This window comes from Terrabacter sp. NPDC080008, from assembly GCF_040702505.1.
In the GTDB taxonomy this organism is placed as follows: domain Bacteria; phylum Actinomycetota; class Actinomycetes; order Actinomycetales; family Dermatophilaceae; genus Terrabacter.
In genome coordinates this window covers 135,612-153,506 of record NZ_JBFBLC010000001.1, presented here as the reverse complement: position 1 = coordinate 153,506, position 17,895 = coordinate 135,612, and the positions used below count along the sequence as shown (strand labels likewise).

At 70.6% G+C, this 17,895-nt stretch carries 16 protein-coding genes and 1 pseudogene; 11 read left to right on the top strand and 6 right to left on the bottom strand.

Features of this window, described 5'->3' with window-relative positions; translation table 11 throughout:
- Positions 1–60: 60 nt before the first annotated feature.
- The 6 genes from AB0316_RS00725 to AB0316_RS00700 all read left to right on the top strand — a co-directional run bounded on the left by AB0316_RS00725 (position 61) and on the right by AB0316_RS00700 (position 6,157).
- Entirely contained in the window at positions 61–528 is a 468-nt protein-coding gene (locus AB0316_RS00725; protein WP_366269587.1) for a hypothetical protein, read from the top strand.
- A 222-nt stretch (positions 529–750) separates the two neighbouring features.
- On the top strand, positions 751–1,953 hold the full coding sequence (locus AB0316_RS00720; protein WP_366269585.1) for a hypothetical protein: 1,203 nt from the start codon (positions 751–753) through the stop codon (positions 1,951–1,953).
- Positions 1,954–2,148: 195 nt separating this feature from the next.
- The gene (locus AB0316_RS00715) at positions 2,149–2,892 is read left to right on the top strand and encodes a nucleotidyltransferase family protein (RefSeq protein ID WP_366269584.1); all 744 of its coding nucleotides are present in this window, start codon (positions 2,149–2,151) and stop codon (positions 2,890–2,892) included.
- A 61-nt stretch (positions 2,893–2,953) separates the two neighbouring features.
- Entirely contained in the window at positions 2,954–3,859 is a 906-nt protein-coding gene (locus AB0316_RS00710) for a MoxR family ATPase (RefSeq protein WP_366269582.1), read from the top strand.
- Positions 3,856–4,992 (top strand): VWA domain-containing protein, encoded by a 1,137-nt coding sequence (locus AB0316_RS00705; protein ID WP_366269580.1) that lies wholly within the window; start codon positions 3,856–3,858, stop codon positions 4,990–4,992. The genes AB0316_RS00710 and AB0316_RS00705 overlap by 4 nt, the downstream gene beginning before the upstream one ends.
- The gene (locus AB0316_RS00700; RefSeq protein WP_366269579.1) at positions 4,985–6,157 is read left to right on the top strand and encodes an XdhC/CoxI family protein; all 1,173 of its coding nucleotides are present in this window, start codon (positions 4,985–4,987) and stop codon (positions 6,155–6,157) included. Before AB0316_RS00705 ends, AB0316_RS00700 begins: the two co-directional genes overlap by 8 nt.
- 80 nt (positions 6,158–6,237) lie before the next feature.
- Here the strand turns inward: AB0316_RS00700 and AB0316_RS00695 are convergent, their stop codons facing one another.
- Positions 6,238–6,723: a PaaI family thioesterase gene (locus tag AB0316_RS00695; protein WP_366269578.1), complete on the bottom strand. Its 486-nt coding sequence runs from the start codon at positions 6,721–6,723 to the stop codon at positions 6,238–6,240.
- A 68-nt stretch (positions 6,724–6,791) separates the two neighbouring features.
- On the bottom strand, positions 6,792–7,835 hold the full coding sequence (mgrA, locus tag AB0316_RS00690) for an L-glyceraldehyde 3-phosphate reductase (protein ID WP_366269577.1): 1,044 nt from the start codon (positions 7,833–7,835) through the stop codon (positions 6,792–6,794).
- Between the two features lie 164 nt (positions 7,836–7,999).
- On the opposite strand from mgrA, the pseudogene AB0316_RS00685 reads away from it, so the two are divergent.
- The 5 genes and pseudogenes from AB0316_RS00685 to AB0316_RS00665 form a co-directional block, all read left to right on the top strand.
- Positions 8,000–8,452: pseudogene (locus AB0316_RS00685) on the top strand ((2Fe-2S)-binding protein); the annotation flags it as partial.
- Positions 8,453–8,652: 200 nt separating this feature from the next.
- Complete coding sequence (locus AB0316_RS00680) at positions 8,653–11,175, top strand: xanthine dehydrogenase family protein molybdopterin-binding subunit (RefSeq protein ID WP_366269576.1); 2,523 nt, start codon at positions 8,653–8,655, stop codon at positions 11,173–11,175.
- On the top strand, positions 11,172–12,029 hold the full coding sequence (locus tag AB0316_RS00675; protein WP_366269575.1) for a xanthine dehydrogenase family protein subunit M: 858 nt from the start codon (positions 11,172–11,174) through the stop codon (positions 12,027–12,029). The genes AB0316_RS00680 and AB0316_RS00675 overlap by 4 nt, the downstream gene beginning before the upstream one ends.
- A gap of 7 nt (positions 12,030–12,036) precedes the next feature.
- A complete protein-coding gene (locus AB0316_RS00670) occupies positions 12,037–12,864 on the top strand; it encodes an SRPBCC family protein (RefSeq protein WP_366269573.1) in 828 nt (275 codons plus the stop codon).
- Positions 12,865–13,024: 160 nt separating this feature from the next.
- Complete coding sequence (locus AB0316_RS00665; protein ID WP_366269572.1) at positions 13,025–13,678, top strand: NAD(P)-binding oxidoreductase; 654 nt, start codon at positions 13,025–13,027, stop codon at positions 13,676–13,678.
- 77 nt (positions 13,679–13,755) lie between these two features.
- On the opposite strand, the gene AB0316_RS00660 is transcribed toward AB0316_RS00665, so the two are convergent.
- The 4 genes from AB0316_RS00660 to AB0316_RS00645 form a co-directional block, all read right to left on the bottom strand.
- A complete protein-coding gene (locus tag AB0316_RS00660; protein ID WP_366269570.1) occupies positions 13,756–14,544 on the bottom strand; it encodes a class F sortase in 789 nt (262 codons plus the stop codon).
- A gap of 78 nt (positions 14,545–14,622) precedes the next feature.
- A complete protein-coding gene (locus AB0316_RS00655) occupies positions 14,623–15,615 on the bottom strand; it encodes a hypothetical protein (RefSeq protein ID WP_366269568.1) in 993 nt (330 codons plus the stop codon).
- Positions 15,616–15,793: 178 nt separating this feature from the next.
- Positions 15,794–16,594, bottom strand: coding sequence for a class F sortase (locus AB0316_RS00650; protein WP_366269566.1), 801 nt, complete (start codon positions 16,592–16,594; stop codon positions 15,794–15,796).
- 76 nt (positions 16,595–16,670) lie between these two features.
- Positions 16,671–17,546, bottom strand: coding sequence for a hypothetical protein (locus AB0316_RS00645; protein WP_366269564.1), 876 nt, complete (start codon positions 17,544–17,546; stop codon positions 16,671–16,673).
- Between the last annotated feature and the right edge of the window lie 349 nt (positions 17,547–17,895).

Sequence of the window (17,895 nt, the reverse complement as noted above, 5' to 3'; positions counted from 1 at the left end):
CCTCTGGGACGTGGGGCCAGGGTGAGACCTTCGCCTGTGAATCTGGAACCAGACCCTCGTATGAGACTTTTCATCGGTGGGCGCGACCCGAGGGGCGAGCCGCTGCCCTTCACCCAAGAGTTGCTGCAAGAGCTCGCCGACTCTTGGGAAACCCACTCGAGGGTCCCCACCGGGGTCGCTGATCAACTCACCGTTTCACGACGACTCTTCGTTCATAGCTTCCATGCCTATGAGTTCGCCACGGTGGCCGTGGCCTGGTCCCTCTTCGCGGTCGAGGCGGCCCTCCGGGTGAAGCTTGCAGCAGGAACAAGCGCCAGCCTCAAGCAACTCGTCAACCGCGCCCTGCAGGAAGGTCTGGTGGCGCAGCGATTCGCTGAGCAGCTCGAGGCCGCGCGCCTGCTACGAAATTCATTCAGTCATGCCGCAACCCAAAGCATTTGGACGTACGGCATGGTGGTGCCGGCTCGCGCGGTAAGCCACGAGGTAGTTGCCGACGTCTACGTGCAGAGCAGCGCCGACACTCGATAGCCACTGTCGTACTGGTGGACTGCGCGCGAGAAGCACCATCTGTCTGGGCGCCATAAGCGGCAGCGGCGATAGGACGCACGCGGTCTCTAGTCCCGCAACGCCTATGGGGCGCGAACTAGTCTTCGCGCGGGTCGGGATGCACGGGGCCTCTGCTCCCTGGTCGGTCTTTGGGTCGTGAGACCCTCAGTACCGTTCGTTGTTGATCGAGACGTGGGGGGAAAGATGGGTGACTTCGAGTCGTCCGGGGCGCACCCGCTGAGCCGGATTCTTGCGATCAAGCTTGCCTACGACGCCGGGATCGTGACGTTCGTGCGAGACGACTTGATGGTGGCCACTGCCCCGCTGTCTAGACCCCAGGGAGTTGGCGCCACCGTGGCAAGCTCCACGCTTTTTCCTCAACAATCACGGATGGAGTTTGTCGCCTCCGATCACACGCTGAGCGTGAAGCTAAGTACCGGACAAGACCGATGCGAACTTCCAACGGTGTACTTGGACCAGCGGGACTGGATCGATTTCGCCCGTTGGGCGAAGGATCCGCAGACTGTGACTCCTGCCAAGCGCGAGTTCTTCGAGCTGTTGGCCTCGTCTGCTAACGAAGAGCGGGTAGTGATCCCGCTGTCAGGCGCTCACCTGAAGGAAACCTCGAAACGAGGAGGTGCCTCACGAGTCCAACTCGCAGCCACAATGCTGCGCTACTCGCGGGGCTGGCAGATGCGTTCAGTCTTGGCTCTACGGCGAGCGGAACTTCGCGCGCTCTTTGGGGGAGCCCCGCTGACCATCAGCGACGTTGTGACACTCGCCCCGCGGGCGGTCTTCGACATGGAGCGTCCAGAACCCGCCGCGCCCGATCTCGACCCGGAGATTTCCGACCTGATCGAGCGGCAGGTGTGGGCCACTGTCCTAACCGATCTACTGATCGACCCGGACCCGATGCCAGACGAGGGGAAAGAGGTTGTCGAGAAGTGGTCTCAGTCGTTCCTCCCCCTCGCCACTGCTATTCCTGGCAACGGCAAGGCCAAGGCGCGCATCCGTGACCTCACGAGAACCCGTTTCATCTCGGATCTCGGCACCGATCTCCCGGGCGCCGCCAAGGAAGCAGGCTTGAGCTCTGAGGAGTTCGGGACGTGGCTGAGCGATCGATCTGAGGAAGATCTTGCACTGACACCCGGGTTGGGTCGGATGCGTGAGGTTCTCCATCTGCGGATCGCTAACGCGACCGAGAAGTGGGAGGCCAACGACCTCAACGACTTCCTCCATCTGAGCTACGCGGCTGCCTACTGCGACCTCGTGCTCGGTGAGAAAAAGACAATCAACTACTTGCGGCGGGTCAATCCAAAGGTTCCTGCCGGCGCGAAGCTCCACTACCGCGCGGAGGACGCCCTCATCGATCTCAAGCGGCTCCTCGAAGTCGTGTTACCTGACTAACGAACTGGGTGCGAACTTCACAGTCCGGCGCGCTTGCAGCTGCGTCTCACGGCAGGACCGCACACTCCGCGAAGTGACGTGGCCGCTTCGCGGCGGTGTGTCGCGCGCCAGCGCATGCATCGGAAGGCAGCGCAGCAAATAGAAGGGGCGCCGTTGTTGCCCCCTCCCCAGGGGTGGGCCGGGTACGTTTCGGCTGTGAGTGAGAACGAGAACGCGCCTCACCCAGCCGCGGTGCACGGCCGGGCCGCGCACGTCCGCGGCCTGGTCCTGGCCGCCGGCGCCGGCCGGCGGATGGGGGGCCCCAAGGCGCTCCTGCGCCACCGCCCTGACGAGCCGACCCTCGTCGAGCGAGCCGTCACTCTGCTGCACGCCGGTGGCTGCGCCGGCATCACCGTCGTCGTGGGGGCCGCCGCCGAGGAGGTCACCGCCATCGTCACCGCCATGGGCCGCGACATCGACGTCGTCCGCTGCCCCGACTGGGACGAGGGCATGGGTGCCTCGCTCCGCGCCGGCCTCTCCGCCCTCATGCGCTCGACCTACGAGGGAGAGGGCTGCGTCGACGCCGCGCTCGTCACCCTCGTCGACCTCCCAGACCTCACGCCGGAGGTCGTCGCCAGAGTGCTCGACGCCCCCGGGCACGTCGACAACGCCCACTCGCCCCACCCCGAGCCCGACGAGCACGCCGTCGACCTGCACGAACCGACCGGCCCCACGGTCAAGGAGCTGCGAGCGGTCCTCCGGCGGGCCGCATACGACGGGATGCCCGGGCACCCGGCACTCATCGGGCGTGACCACTGGGACGCCGTCATCGCGATGGCCGTCGGCGACCACGGCGCCCGCGAGTACTACCGCACCACGCCGCACCAGCTCGTCGAGTGCGGCGACCTCGCCACCGGCCGCGACACCGATACCCGCGAGGAGCTCGAGCGCTCCCGCTAGCGCCGCAACCCAAGAGACGAATGCCGACGCGCGACCCCCTCTGCTTCCGAACGAGACGCGTATGAGTGATGCTCGGGGGATGCACCACGTGTTCGACAGTGCCGCCGACGTCACGACTGCCCTCGGGCGCACGGGCTACCTCGCCGACGAGGCGCTCGCCACCGTGACGTTCCTCGCGACCCGGCTGAACCGGCCGATCCTGCTCGAGGGCGAGCCCGGCACCGGCAAGACCGCTCTCGCCGAGGGCCTCGCCCAGGCGCTCGACCTCAAGCTCATCCGCCTCCAGTGCTATGAGGGCATCGACGCCACCCAGGCACTCTACGACTGGGACTTCCCGCGCCAGATCCTGCACCTGCGCACCGTCGAGGCGCTCAGCCGCGAGGACCACCACGACCCGAAGGCCCTCGAGGCCGAGCTCTTCGACGAGCGCTTCCTCCTCGCCCGCCCGGTCCTCCAAGCTCTACGGGAAGCTCCCTGCGTGCTGCTCATCGACGAGATCGACCGCGCCGATGACGAGTTCGAGGCCTTCCTCCTCGAGGTCCTCTCCACCTGGCAGGTCACGATCCCCGAGCTCGGCACCGTCAGCGCCGCCACCCCGCCCATCGTCGTGCTCACCTCCAACCGCACCCGCGAACTGCACGACGCGCTCAAGCGCCGCTGCCTCTACCACTGGATCGACCACCCCGGCCTGGGCCGCGAGCTCGAGATCGTCCGCACCCGCCTGCCCCAGGTCAGCGAGGCGCTCGCCGAGCAGGTCGTCACCCTCGTCCAGCGCCTCCGCAGCACCGGCGAGCTGATCAAGCCCCCCGGTGTCGCCGAGACCCTCGACTGGGCCCGCGCCCTCGAGACCGTCGGCGCCAGCCGCCTCGACCCCGAGGTCGCCGCCGCCACCCTCGGCGCCGCCCTGAAGTACCGCGAGGACTCCGAGCGGATCCGCGCCTCCCTCGACAGGCTGCTCACCGCATGACCCTGACCGCCGCGCTCCCACCGTCCGAGCTCCCGCCCGAGCCCGACGTCGACGAGCTGCTCCTGGGCTTCGCCCGCGCCCTGCGCGCCGCGGGCGTCCACGTCACCGCCGACCGCGAGCGCACCTTCCTGCTCGCCGCCGCCACCGTCGGCATGGGGCAGCGCGCCGGCGTCTACTGGGCCGGCCGCGCCACCCTGACGAGCGTCCCCGCCGACTTCCCCGTCTACGACGAGATCTTCGAGCGCTGGTTCGGCGGCGAGTCGATCCCCAAGGGGCGACAGGTCGACATCCAGCGCCCGCCGGTCCAGCAGGCCCCGCTCGACAGCGGCGAGGGCGAGGCCGGCGAGGCCGAGGGCGACAGCATCCAGGCCCGCGCCAGCGCCCAGGAGGTCCTGCGCCACCGCGACGTCGCGACCCTGAGCCCCGCCGAGCGCGCCGCTGCCGCAAAGATGTTCGCCCGACTTGACCCACGCGCCCCGAAGCGCCGCGCCCGCCGGCACGTCCGCGCGACCTCCGGCACCATCGACGGCCCCGCCACCCTGCGCGAGCAGCTGCGCTGGGTCGGCGAGCCCGGCCGCATCCACCACCGCCGCCGCGCCACCCGCCCGCGCCGCGTCGTGCTGCTCATCGACGTCTCCGGATCGATGAGCCCGTATGCCGACAGCCTCCTCCGTCTCGCCCACGTCTTCGTGCGCACGGTGCCCCACGTCGAGGTCTTCACCATGGGCACCCGCCTGACCCACGTGACCCGCGCCCTCACCGAGCGCGACCCCGACCGGGCGCTCGCCGCCGCCGGACGCGTCGTCCCCGACTGGTCGGGCGGCACCCGCCTCGGCGAGGCCATCGGCGCGTTCCTCGACCGCTGGGGGCGGCGCGGGATGGCCCGGGGCTCGGTCGTCGTCGTCTTCTCCGACGGCTGGGAGCGCGAGGGCCCCGAGCTGCTCGGCGAGCAGATGCGCCGACTTGCCGCGCTCTCGCACCGGGTCGTGTGGGTCAACCCGCACCGCGGCAAGGCCGGCTACGAGCCCGTCCAGCAGGGCATCGTCGCGGCCCTGCCGCACGTTGACGACTTCGTCGCCGGGCACTCGCTCGCGACGTTCGAGGAGCTGATCGAGGTGGTCGCCCATGCGTGAGGTGATGGATGAGCTGATGCGGTGGTGGTCGGCCGGCGAGACCGTCGGTGTCGGCACCGTCGTCGGCACGTGGCGCTCGGCGCCGCGTCAACCCGGTGCGTCGATGCTGGTCGGCCCCGGCGGCGAGGCCGTCGGCTCCGTCTCCGGCGGGTGCGTCGAAGGCGCCGTCTACGAGCTGGCGCAGGAGGTCGTGGAGTCCGGCACGCCGGCGCTCCAGCGCTACGGTGTCAGCGACGACGACGCGTATGCCGTCGGGCTGACCTGTGGGGGCATCCTCGACGTCTTCGTCGAGAAGGTTTCACGGGAAACGTTCCCCGAGCTCGGCGACGTCGCCGCCGACATCGAGGCCGGCCGGCCCGTCGCCGTCGTCACCGTCATCGAGCACCCCGAGCCGTCGTGGGTCGGCCGCCGCGTCGTCGTCCACCCGGAGGACGACGACGAGACCGACGGCCACGACACGGCATACGGCTCGCTGGGCAGCCCACGGGCCGACGATGCTGTACGCGATGACGCGAGAGGGCTTCTCGCGCAAGGCCGCTCGGCGATCCTCACCTACGGCCCCGACGGGGAGCGTCGAGGGGAGGGAATGCGCGTCTTCGTCGCCGCGCACGCCCCGAAGCCGCGGATGCTCGTCTTCGGCGCCATCGACTTCGCCGCCGCCGTCGCCCGCGTCGGCAGCTTCCTCGGCTACCACGTGACGGTCTGCGACGCCCGGCCCGTCTTCGCCACGAAGACCCGCTTCCCCGGCGCCGACGAGGTTGTCGTCAAGTGGCCGCATGACTACCTCCAGGGCGAGGTCGACGCCGGCCGCATCGACAGCCGCACCGTCCTGGCCGTGCTGACCCACGACCCGAAGTTCGACGTGCCCCTGCTCGAGGTGGCCCTGCGGCTGCCCGAGGTCGCCTACATCGGCGCCATGGGCTCGCGCCGCACCCACGAGGACCGGCTCGCCCGGCTGCGCGAGGCCGGCCTGACCGAGGCCGAGCTGGCCCGGATGAGCTCGCCGATCGGCCTCGACCTCGGTGCGCGCACGCCCGAGGAGACGGCCGTCTCGATCGCCGCCGAGATCATCGCGCTGCGGTGGGGCGGCGCCGGAGAGCGGCTCGCCACCACGGAGGGCCCGATCCACCACCATCACCCGGCCCACGAGTCCGAGCCCGTCTGACAGGGAGTGGACCGTGCCGTTGGATCCTGCTCCGCTTCCGGGAGCAGGATCCGAGGACGTGGGGTGCCCGACGGCAAGGGTCAGGGGCGCGGGCGCCAGCGCTTCCAGATCGCCGTGGCCTCGGCGCGCACCTTGCCGTCGAAGCGCAGCTCGACCGCGACCGTCATCTGGGGCTCATCGGCCTCGGTCACGACGGCGTGCAGCTCGACCGTCTCGTGCAGCGGCGCCGGCCGCAGGTAGCGCACGTCGAGGCCGGCCGTGACGTAGGAGAGGTCGGCGCCGGGCAGCGGCGGCCAGCCCTGCCGCTCCGCCTCGAGCATCACGGCCGCCGCGCTGTGGCAGTCGAGGACCGTGCCGATGATGCCGCCGTTGAGGTAGCCGAGGCCGTTGTCGTGCTCGGGCCACGGCGTGAACGACGCGACGACCCCTTCACCCTGCGCGAGCGGGTAGCTCCTGAGCTGGAGCCCCTTCGGGTTGCCCTGCCCGCACCCGAAGCACGGCAGCTCGGGATAGAGCCGCTCCTGGATGCTGAGCGCGACGTCGGCGTCGGTGGGGGTCTGCGCCATGCGCCCAACCTACAAGCGTCGACCGGGGCCACCACACGGCATACGGCCCCGGTCGGACGCTCGGAAGATCAGTGCGCGCTCGAGGTCTTCCAGAGGTTGATGCCGCCCTCGACGGCGTGCTGGTCGATCTGCTCGAGCTCCTCGTCGGTGAAGTCGAGGTTGTCGAGCGAGCCGAGGCTGTCCTCGAGCTGGCCGACCGACGAGGCGCCGATGAGGACCGAGGTGACGCGCGAGTCGCGCAGCACCCAAGCCAACGCCATCTGCGCCAGCGACTGCCCGCGCTGCTTCGCCATCTCGTTGAGGGCTCGGACGTGCTTGAGGTTCTGGTCGGTCAGCAGGTCGGGCGAGAGCGACTTGCCCTGCGAGGCCCGCGAGCCCTCCGGCACGCCGTCGAGGTACTTGTCGGTCAGCATGCCCTGGGCGAGCGGCGAGAAGGCGATGCAGCCGACGCCCTCCTCGCCGAGCACGTCGAGCAGGTCCTCCTCGACCCAGCGGTTGAGCATCGAGTAGCTCGGCTGGTGGATGAGCAGCGGCGTGCCCATCGAGCGAAGGATCTCGACCGCCTCGCGAGTGCGCGGGCCCGAGTAGCTGGAGATGCCGGCATACAGCGCCTTGCCCGAGCGGACCGCGGTGTCGAGGGCGCCCATCGTCTCCTCGAGCGGCGTCGTCTCGTCGAAGCGGTGACTGTAGAAGATGTCGACGTAGTCGACGCCCATACGCTGCAGCGACTGGTCGAGCGAGGACAAGAGGTACTTGCGGCTGCCGCCGCCCTGGCCGTACGGGCCCGGCCACATGTCGTAGCCCGCCTTCGTCGACAGGACCAGCTCGTCGCGGTAGCGCTTGAAGTCCTGCGCGTAGATGGCGCCGAAGTTGCGCTCGGCGCTGCCGTAGGGCGGGCCGTAGTTGTTGGCCAGGTCGAAGTGGGTGACGCCGAGGTCGAACGCGCGGCGCAGCGTCGCGCGCTGGCGCTCCAGCGGCACGTCGTCGCCGAAGTTGTGCCACAGCCCGAGCGACACGGCCGGCAGGTCGAGCCCGGAGCGGCCGGTGCGGCGGTAGGTCATCGAGTCGTAGCGGCTGCGCGAGGCCTGGTAGTCGTCGGCGTGAAGTGTCATGCCGACAGTCTTGCCCGTTACCGGCGCCGACCCAACGGCGGGCCCGAGCGCCGGTCCGTGCCGCACGTTCACGCAGTTGCCCTTGTGGACTCTCTGACTCCGAGTAACACTCGGCTCGGGACATCCGAGAACTCAACTGCAGCGTGGCAGGAGGACCGACAAGCATGACCCGAATCAATGTGACCGTCGACGGGGTGAGCTACTCCGACGAGGTCGAGCCCAGGACCCTACTGGTCCAGTACCTTCGCGAGACCCTCGGCAAGACAGGCACCGTCATCGGCTGCGACACCAGCAACTGTGGTGCCTGCACCGTCCACCTCGACGGCGTGAGCGTGAAGTCGTGCAACATGCTGGCCGTCCAGGCCGACGGACACGAGGTGACCACCATCGAGGGCCTCGCGACCGACGGCCGACTGCACCCCATGCAGCAGGCGTTCCACGAGTGCCATGCCCTCCAGTGCGGCTACTGCACCCCGGGCATGATCATGCAGGCCTGTGACCTGCTCAAGAGCAACCCCGACCCGAGCGAGCAGGAGATCCGCGAGGGTCTCGAGGGCAACCTCTGCCGCTGCACCGGCTACCACAACATCGTGCGGGCGGTTCAGCAGGCGGCAGGCGCCCTCCGCGAGGAGCAGCAGGCTCCCGCCGACAGCGCCGTCCCGGCCGGGGGACCCGAGGCGCCCGAGCCCGTGCCGGCCGGCGTCGGTGCAGCCGGACCGGACATCCCGCCCGGTGCGGGCGGCCGCCTCGGAGACGGCTCGAGCGGAGGGCCGAGTGGCGACTTGACTGCTGGCTCGACGGGAGAGGGGAACCGGGCATGACCATCACCGAGGACCGCCCCGCAGAGGCCGCCGGCGAGATCGGCAAGGCCCGCCGCCGCAAGGAGGACCAGCGCCTCATCACCGGCCGCACGCGCTGGACCGACAACATCACCCTGCCCGGCATGCTGCACATCGCGATGGTGCGCAGCCCCTTCGCGCACGCCAACGTCAAGAGCATCGACGTCGAGGAGGCCAAGGCCGCCCGCAACGTCGTCGCCGTCCTCACCGGCAAGGACCTCGCCGACACGCAGGGCGCCAACGCCAACGCGTGGCCCATCACGCCCGACCAGGTCACCCCGGACCACCTGCCGATGGCGGTCGACCGCATCGCCTGCGCCGGCGAGATCGTCGCCTGCGTCGTGGCCCGGTCCGCCGCCGAGGCCCGCGACGCGGCCGAGCTCGTCGACGTGGACTACGAGGAGCTGCCGGCAGTCCTCGACATGAAGGAGGCGATCAAGGACGAGGTGCTCGCGCACCCGCACCTGAAGACCAACAAGTCCGCCTTCTGGCAGCTGGACTCCAAGGAGGCCGGCACCGGCGGAGACGTCGACGAGGCCATCGCGAAGGCCCGCGAGGGCGGGATCGTCATCGAGCGCGAGTACCGCCAGCAGCGGCTCATCCCCGCCTTCATGGAGCCGCGCTCGGTCGTCGTCGATCCGACCGGTGAGCAGATCACGATGTGGACCGCCACGCAGATCCCGCACATCCTGCGGTTCCTGCTGGCGGCGACCACCGGGGTGGCCGAGTCGAAGATCCGCGTCATCGCCCCGGACGTGGGCGGCGGTTTCGGCGGCAAGCTGCAGACGACGCCGGAGGAGTTCATCGCCTTCGCGGTGGCCCGCCGCCTGGCCAAGCCGGTGAAGTACACCGAGACCCGCTCCGAGTCGCTCGTCTCCGGCCACCACGGCCGCGACCAGTGGCAGAAGCTCACCCTCTCGGCCGAGAAGGACGGCACCGTCACCGGCTTCAAGGTCGAGCTGCTCGCCGACCTCGGCGCCTACGTCGCGATCATGGGCGGCGGGGTGCCGGTGCTCGGCGCGTGGATGTTCAACTCCATCTACAAGTTCCCCGCCTACCGCTTCAACGTGCAGACGATCCTGACGAACAAGACGTGGGTCGACGCATACCGCGGGGCCGGTCGCCCGGAGGCGACGTTCGGCATCGAGCGGATGATGGACGAGCTCGCCGCCGAGCTCGGCGTCGACCCGCTCGAGGTCCGCGAGAAGAACTGGATCAAGCACGACGAGTTCCCGTTCACGACCGTGGCCGGCATGACCTACGACTCCGGCAACTACGAGGCCGCCACGGCGAAGGCGAAGGAGCTCTTCGGCTACGACGAGCTGCGCGCCGAGCAGCAGCGGCGCCGCGAGAGCAACGACCCCGTCCAACTCGGCATCGGCGTCTCGACGTTCACCGAGATGTGCGGTCTTGCGCCGTCCCGCATCCTCGGCCAGCTGAGCTACGGCGCCGGCGGCTGGGAGGCGGCCAGCATCCGCATGCTCCCGACCGGCAAGGTCGAGGTGGTCACCGGCACCTCGCCGCACGGTCAGGGCCACGAGACGGCGTGGAGCCAGATCGTCGCGGACAAGCTGGGCGTGCCCTTCGAGGACGTCGAGGTGCTCCACGGCGACACCCAGATCGCCCACAAGGGACTCGACACCTACGGCTCCCGCTCGCTGGTCGTCGGCGGCGAGGCGGTCGTGCGCGCGGCGAACAAGGTCATCGAGAGGGCCAAGCCCATCGCGGCGCACCTGCTCGAGGCCAGCGTCGACGACCTCGAGTTCAAGGAGGGCCGGTTCGGCGTCCGCGGCACCGACAAGGGCATCTCGATGGGCGAGCTCGCGCTCGCCAGCTTCGCCGCCCACAACCTGCCCGACGGCGTGGAGCCGGGGCTCGACGCCGACGCGACGTTCGACCCGGACAACTTCTCGTTCCCGCACGGCACGCACCTGTGCGCCGTCGAGGTCGACACCGAGACCGGGGCGACGACGATGCGCAAGTACGTGTGCGTCGACGACATCGGCACGATCATCAACCCGCTCATCGTCGAGGGGCAGGTGCACGGCGGCCTCGTCCAGGGCATCGCGCAGGCCCTGTGGGAGGGCGCCGAGTACGACGAGCAGGGCACGCTCGTGACCGGCTCGTTCGTCGACTACACGCTGCCCACGGCGGCCGACACGATCAGCTTCGTCACCGACCACACGACCTCACCGTCGACCTACAACTCCTTGGGCGCCAAGGGAGTCGGCGAGGCGGGCACCATCGCCTCGACGCCGGCGGTCGTCAACGCGGTCGTCGACGCCCTGCGCCCCCTGGGGGTCGAGGACGTCGCGATGCCGTGCACGCCCGAGCGGGTGTGGAAGGCGATCAACGCCGGTCGTGCGGTCAACCCGGAGGGCGAGCGCGACGCGCAGGCGCACTTCGACCAGGGCACGGCCAACCAGGACGCCGGGACGTCGGGCACCGACGCGAGCCCCGGCTCGAGTACCAGCTCCGCGAGCGAAGGGAGCCAGTCGTGATCCCCGCCCAGTTCGACTACGTCGCACCGACCTCCGTCCAGGAGGCCGTCTCGGCGCTCGCCGAGCACGGCGACGACGCCAAGGTGCTCGCCGGCGGCCAGTCGCTCCTGCCGATCCTGCGGATGCGGCTCAACGCGCCGAGCGTCGTCATCGACCTAGGGCGCATCCCCGAGCTGCAGGGCATCTCGGAGGAGGGTGACCACCTCGTCATCGGCGCCATGACCACGTATGCCGCCGTGCTGGCCTCCGAGGCCGTGTCGACCCATGCGGCCCTGCTGTCCAAGGCGATCCACACGGTGGCCGACCCGCAGATCCGGCACCGGGGCACGGTCGGGGGCGCGCTCGTGCACGCCGACCCTGCCGGTGACGTGGGCGCGCCGGTGCTCGCCCTCGAGGGGCAGCTGGTCATCGCCGGTGCCGACGGGGCCACCCGCACGGTCGCGGCGGAGGACTTCTTCGAGGACCTCTTCACCACGGCGGTGGGGGAGGGCGAGCTGCTGACGCAGATCCGCATCCCCAAGCACACCGGGTGGGGTGCGCACTACGAGAAGTTCGTGCGCGTCAGCCACCAGTGGTCGATCGTCGGCGTCGCCGCCACGGTGCGCAGCGAGGGCGGCTCGATCACCGAGGCGCGGGTCGGGCTGACCAACATGGGTTCGACTCCGCTGCGGGCCCGCTCGGTCGAGGAGGCCCTCGTCGGGCAGCCCGCGACCGACGAGGCCGTCCGGGCGGCCGTGGCGTCGGTGGCCGAGGGCACCAACCCGCCGTCCGACCTCAACGGCGACTCCGACTACCGCAAGCACCTGGCCACGGTGCTGACCCGACGCGCGGTGCTCGCCGCGGCAGGAGCGTGATCGCCGGATGGAGCTGACCCACTCCTTCACCGTGCCGACCTCGGTCGACGACGCGTGGGACCTGTTCATGGACCTCGAGCGCGTCGGCGGCTGCTTCCCCGGCGCGACCGTCACGGACGTGAACGACGACGGCTTCTCCGGCACGGTCAAGGTCAAGCTCGGCCCGATCGCGCTGCTCTACACGGGATCCGGCTCGTTCGTGCAGCGCGACGACGCCGCCCACCACGCCGTCATCGAGGCCAAGGGCAAGGACAAGCGGGGCAACGGCACGGCCGGGGCCACCGTCTCGATCACCCTGAGCCCCGACGGCGAGGGGGGCGGCGCCAAGGCCGACGTCGTCACCGACCTCGCGGTCACCGGCAAGCCGGCGCAGTTCGGCCGCGGCGTCATGCAGGACGTCTCCGACAAGCTGCTCCAGCAGTTCGTCGCCTGCATCGAGAAGCAGCTCGCCGGCCCACCTGCGGCCGCAGAGGCGCAGGCCGAGCAGCCGGCAGCCGCCCCTGCGAGCCAGCCCGCCTCCGCGGCCGGCGGAGGCGGCTTCGTAGAGACGGGATCCGACGTGCTCGCCGCCGACACCAGCCCGGCACCCGAGGGCATCCCGTCGCCGGCAGCCGCACCGGCCGCCACCGTCCCCGCGGGGGCAGCGGCGTCGGCAGCCTCGGCGGCGTCCGCGCCGCAGGTCGCGCCACGGCGCGTCACCAGCGAGGTCGAGGAGGAGGCGCTCGACCTCGGGTCGGCCGTCATGCCCGTGCTCATCCAGCGGTATGCCGGCTACGGCGTCGCGGCCCTCGTCGGCCTCGTCATCGGCTGGCTGATGGGTCGCCGAGGCGACTGAGCGGTTCCAGCCCGCTGACTCGTCCTGGACGCACCACCCAAGGAAGGCCCGGTCCCTCGCGGACCGGGCCTTCCGGCATACGTCCTCGGTGACGGGAAGAGGCGGGCGCGGCGGTGACGTTGGACCTGGGGACAGCTGTTCCCGAGCCTTCAGGAGAGTCATGTCCCGCGTCACGATCATCGGCGGTCACGGCAAGGTCGCCCTGCTCGCAGCCCCACTCCTCGTCGCCGACGGCCACGACGTCACGTCGGTCGTGCGCAACCCGGACCACGTCGCCGACGTCGAGCAGACCGGCGCCACGGCAACGGTGCTCGACGTCGAGAGCTCCTCGACCGAGGAGATCGCCGACGTGCTGCGCGGCAGCGACGTCGTCGTGTGGTCCGCGGGCGCCGGCGGCGGCAGCCCGGAGCGGACGTATGCCGTCGACCGCGACGCTGCGATCCGCTCGATGGACGCGGCCGCCCAGGCAGGCGTCGGGCACTACGTGATGGTGTCCTACTTCGGTGCCGGACCCGACCACGGCACCCCCGAGGACAGCTCCTTCTACCCGTACGCCGAGGCGAAGGCCGCCGCCGACGAGCACCTGCAGGGCAGCGAGCTCGCGTGGACGATCCTGCGGCCGAGCGGCCTGACCACCGACGCCGCCACGGGACACATCGAGAGCGGTGAGGGCGTCGTGGCCGGGCACGTGTCGCGCGACAACGTGGCGCACGTGATCCGTGCCGTCGTCGAGCACCCCGAGCCCGCGACCCGCCGGATCATCGCCTTCAACGACGGCGCCCAGCCCATCGAAGAGGTCGTCGCCGCAAGCTGACCCGCCTTCCCCGCGAGCGAGCGCTCCGCCCCAAGCGTTTCAAGGCGCAAGGTGACGGAGCGCTCGCTCGAGTGGGTTCAGCGGTGCGTGACAGGGACGGCGAGGACGACGTTGATGTCGTCGTAGTTGTCGATGGTGGGGTTCCAGGTGCCGCCGCAGGTGGCGAGGAGGAGGCGTTCGGGGCCGGTGAAGTCGTAGAGGTGCTGGCTGGCGATGAGCTTGGGGTAGTCGGTGGCGGAGTTGATGGTGGGCCAGACGTTGGTGATGCGGTAGGAGCAGGTGGAGCCGTTGTCCTGGCGGAGCTGGATGAGCTGGCCGGTGGCGATGCGGTGGGCGAAGTCGTCTTTGAAGATGGCTGAGCCGTTGCGGTAGGTGTGTCCGTCGATGAGGACGGTGCCGGTGCCGGATCCGGGTCGGGGGCCGGCGGCGTACCAGCCGGCTTTGGTGCGGTCGGTGGGGGTGCCGAGGGGGGCTTGGCCGGTGGCGTCGCGGCGGCCGTTGGGGTCCAGGCCGATGTGTTCGAAGGGGGCGTCGACGCCGAGGGTGGGGATGACCAGCCGCGAGGGCTCACCGACCCGGCACGTTCCGCGCGGATCCGCGTGTAAGGTCTGCCGCGCGGGGGCGCTCGTCTGCGCGGGACTCGACGGCGTCGTGGTGCCCGGGGTGCTCGAGCCGCTGGGGGAGCCGGCGGTCGGCCCGGCGCTGAGGGCCGGGTCGGGCAGGGCCGCGACGGTGGTGGCGGCCGCAGCGTTCCCTCCTGGTCGCGGCAGCAGGAGCCAGAGCCCGGCGGCGACCAGCCCCACCGACAGCAGGGCGAAGAGCCAACGTCGGTCCGGGCTGCGCCCGGACAGTGGTTGACGACCCATCAGACAGATCCCCCTCCCGGATCTGGGTGTGCGGCACCCGGCCGACGACAGGTCGTCGCGGCCGGGTGCCGTCAGGTGTCAGCGGGTGGCGTTCTCGCGGCGTCGGCGGAGCGCCTCGCCGCCGGCGAGTGCAAGGCCGCCGGCGAGCAGGGCCGACCCGAGCGCACAGTTGGTGGGCGCCAGCTCGCCGTCGCCGCCGGTGTGCGGAGCGCCGACGCCGGGCACGACGCCGGCTCCGTTGCCGGTGCCGTTCCCGCCACCGTTGCTGTTGCCGCCCGAGACGACCGCCGGGACCGTCGGCTCGGTGGTCGTCGGGACGGGCGTCGTCGGGACGGGCGTCGTCGGGACGGGCGTCGTCGGGACGGGCGTCGTCGGGACGGGCGTCGTCGGCGCGGCAGTCGTTGTCGTTGCCGGGGTCGTCGGAGTGCCGTCACCACCCCCGCCACCGCCCCCATTGCCTCCGGGCGTCGTGGTCGTCGGGACCGTGGTCGTCGGGACCGTGGTGGTCGGGACGGTGGTCGTCGGGACCGTCGTGGTCGGGACCGTAGTGGTCGGGACGGTCGTGGTCGGGACCGTGGTGGTCGGGACCGTGGTGGTCGGGACCGTGGTGGTCGGGACCGTGGTGGTCGGGACCGTGGTGGTCGGGACCGTGGTGGTCGGGACGGTGGTCGTCGGGACCGTCGTGGTCGGGACGGTCGTCGTCGGGACCGTCGTGGTCGGGACGGTGGTCGTCGGGACCGTCGTTGGCGGAACGGTGGTCGTCGGCTTGGTCGTCTGTGCCGGTGCCCCAGGGCACGTGACGTCGGCGCTGTCCACGACGACGGCGTCGCCTCCGTGGTACTGACCGTTCTTGATCGCCGCCTTGTCGATGAGGAGCGGGTTCTTGCCGGGCTTGAGCACCCTGTCGCTCTTCGGTCCGACATAGGCGCAGACCCACACCTGGTGGTTGCTCCCTTGGGTGGCCGACGCGGTCCAGCCGGTGGTGAGTGCTGCAGCCCCGGCCGTCGCGAGCCCCCCGGCGGCGACGAAGGTGATGATGCGACGCGGAAGTCGCACGGTCCTCTGATTCATGATGTAGCTGTCCCCTACGAAGTCGTGGCGGCGCATCGTTTCCCCCCGCGCCTGAAACCCGAACAGCGCCTTTGTATCTCGTTTTGGTAAACCGGAATGGCCTAAGCGCGAAGAAAGTTAAAAGAATCCCCAAGTGTCCGTAAGTTTTGGGCATGCTTGCGACGAATGCCCGAATTGTTCAGTGTGACTGGACCACCGGGATGGCGAGGACGACGTTGATGTCGTCGTAGTTGTCGATGGTGGGGTTCCAGGTGCCGCCGCAGGTGGCGAGCAGGAGGCGTTCGGGGCCGGTGAAGTCGTAGAGGTGCTGGCTGGCGACGAGCTTGGGGTAGTCGGTGGCGGAGTTGATGGTGGGCCAGACGTTGGTGATGCGGTAGGAGCAGGTGGAGCCGTTGTCCTGGCGGAGCTGGATGAGCTGGCCGGTGGCGATGCGGTGGGCGAAGTCGTCTTTGAAGATGGCTGAGCCGTTGCGGTAGGTGTGTCCGTCGATGAGGACGGTGCCGGTGCCGGATCCGGGTCGGGGGCCGGCGGCGTACCAGCCGGCTTTGGTGCGGTCGGTGGGGGTGCCGAGGGGGGCTTGGCCGGTGGCGTCGCGGCGGCCGTTGGGGTCCAGGCCGATGTGTTCGAAGGGGGCGTCGACGCCGAGGGTGGGGATGACCAGTCGCGCGGGCTCACCGACGCGGCACGTTCCCCTGGCCGAAGAGGTCGTCGCCCCAGGCGCAGCGCTGGTCGGCGGACTCGAGGCTGACCGCCGCGTTGTCGCGGCCGTGGCGGCAGCCCGGGTGCTGGGGGCAGTGCCGGTCGGCCCGGCACTGAGCGCCGGGTCCGGCAGGGTTGGCACCGTGGACGCAGCCACCGCGGCACCTGGTCGCAGGCGTGGCAGCACGAGCCACAGTCCGGTGCCGACGAGCGCTGCGGCCAGCAGCAGGACGAGCCAACGCGCCGCCCGCCGTTCGCGCGGCGCTGCGTGGCGACCCATGGGACAGACCTCCTCCCGTGGTGGGTCACGAGCCCCGACCACCGAGCGTGCTCGGCGGCCGGGGCCCGTCGAACGGTCAGCGGGTGGCGTTCTCCCGCCGACGACGGACCGCCTCGCCGGCCGCGAGGGCGAGACCGCTGGCGAGTAGTCCGCCGCCGAGCAGCCCGTTGGTCGGGGAGGCATCGCCGTCACCACCGGTGTGCGGTGCACCGACGCCCGGCGTCATGCCGGCGCCCTCGTTGCTGACCATGCCGCCGCCACCACCGTTACCGCCGCCGCCACCGCCGTTGCCGCCGCCACCGCCGTTACCTCCGCCGCCACCAGACGTCGTCGTGGTCGGCGGCATCGTGGTCGTGGTGGGCGGGACGGTCGTCGTGGTGGTGGGCGGCACGGTCGTCGTCGTGGTCGGCGGCACGGTGGTCGTCGTGGTCGGCGGGACCGTGGTGGTCGTGGTGGTCGTGGTCGGCGGGACCGTGGTCGTGCTGGTGGGCGGCACGGTCGTCGTCGTGGTCGGCGGGACCGTGGTCGTCGTGGTCGGCGGCGCCGTCGTGGTGGTCGTGGGCGGCATCGTCGTCGTGGTCGGCGGCATGGTCGTCGTGGTCGGCGGCGTCGCCGGAGGGCAGGCCCCTACGCCCGGGTCCTTCCCGCCGATCTGCACGACCACCGACTTGAGCTGGCCATCGGAGAACGTGTCACCGACGTGAGGCGCGGTTGCCTTGCCGGTGAGGGACGCCCAGTCGACGTAGATCGGGTTCTTGCCGCGCTTGAGCACCTCGTTCGTCCCCGGCTTCTGGACGTACTTGCACACCCAGACCTTGTGTGGCCCATTGGTGCCGGGCGTGGCCGAGGCGCTCCATCCGGAGGCCAGTGCCGCGGCCCCGCTGAGGGCCAGGCCGCTGGCGGCGATGAGTGTCACGGCCCGGCGCGGGACGCGAACGGTCAGCTGTGTCATATTGTGTTCCCCTTTTTGTCGTGGGCGGCGCCTGTTTCCCCCGGGCGCCTCGAACCCCGAGTGCGGCGGACATACCCCCCTAGACGCAGACGCTCCCGGCTTTTGCGAAACGACTTTCGAGCGAATTCGCTTGCGCCTCAAACAGATTCAGGGCATAAGTGAGGTATGGGTGGAATGTCCCCAGCCGTATGCCGACCGGTGCCGTCGGGTGCGCCCGTTTGCTCCCGGCATACCGAGTTGGCGGCGGTCGGGGCCCGCTTCGGTGTGCGTGTGCACGACGAAGGCCACGCGACGTACGCTCGTCCGGTCGCCCTCACCCCGGGCGGCAGCCGTCAGCGACGACACACAG

Bases quoted from the DNA above. Each gene is read 5' to 3' on its own strand.
- AB0316_RS00650 (WP_366269566.1), bottom strand. From the start codon at position 16,594: ATGGGTCGCCACGCAGCGCCGCGCGAACGGCGGGCGGCGCGTTGGCTC.
- AB0316_RS00670 (WP_366269573.1), top strand. From the start codon at position 12,037: ATGGAGCTGACCCACTCCTTCACCGTGCCGACCTCGGTCGACGACGCG.
- AB0316_RS00665 (WP_366269572.1), top strand. From the start codon at position 13,025: ATGTCCCGCGTCACGATCATCGGCGGTCACGGCAAGGTCGCCCTGCTC.
- AB0316_RS00655 (WP_366269568.1), bottom strand. From the start codon at position 15,615: ATGAATCAGAGGACCGTGCGACTTCCGCGTCGCATCATCACCTTCGTC.
- mgrA (WP_366269577.1), bottom strand. From the start codon at position 7,835: ATGACACTTCACGCCGACGACTACCAGGCCTCGCGCAGCCGCTACGAC.
- AB0316_RS00680 (WP_366269576.1), top strand. From the start codon at position 8,653: ATGACCATCACCGAGGACCGCCCCGCAGAGGCCGCCGGCGAGATCGGC.
- AB0316_RS00705 (WP_366269580.1), top strand. From the start codon at position 3,856: ATGACCCTGACCGCCGCGCTCCCACCGTCCGAGCTCCCGCCCGAGCCC.
- AB0316_RS00725 (WP_366269587.1), top strand. From the start codon at position 61: ATGAGACTTTTCATCGGTGGGCGCGACCCGAGGGGCGAGCCGCTGCCC.
- AB0316_RS00660 (WP_366269570.1), bottom strand. From the start codon at position 14,544: ATGGGTCGTCAACCACTGTCCGGGCGCAGCCCGGACCGACGTTGGCTC.
- AB0316_RS00695 (WP_366269578.1), bottom strand. From the start codon at position 6,723: ATGGCGCAGACCCCCACCGACGCCGACGTCGCGCTCAGCATCCAGGAG.
- AB0316_RS00700 (WP_366269579.1), top strand. From the start codon at position 4,985: ATGCGTGAGGTGATGGATGAGCTGATGCGGTGGTGGTCGGCCGGCGAG.
- AB0316_RS00710 (WP_366269582.1), top strand. From the start codon at position 2,954: ATGAGTGATGCTCGGGGGATGCACCACGTGTTCGACAGTGCCGCCGAC.
- AB0316_RS00720 (WP_366269585.1), top strand. From the start codon at position 751: ATGGGTGACTTCGAGTCGTCCGGGGCGCACCCGCTGAGCCGGATTCTT.
- AB0316_RS00645 (WP_366269564.1), bottom strand. From the start codon at position 17,546: ATGACACAGCTGACCGTTCGCGTCCCGCGCCGGGCCGTGACACTCATC.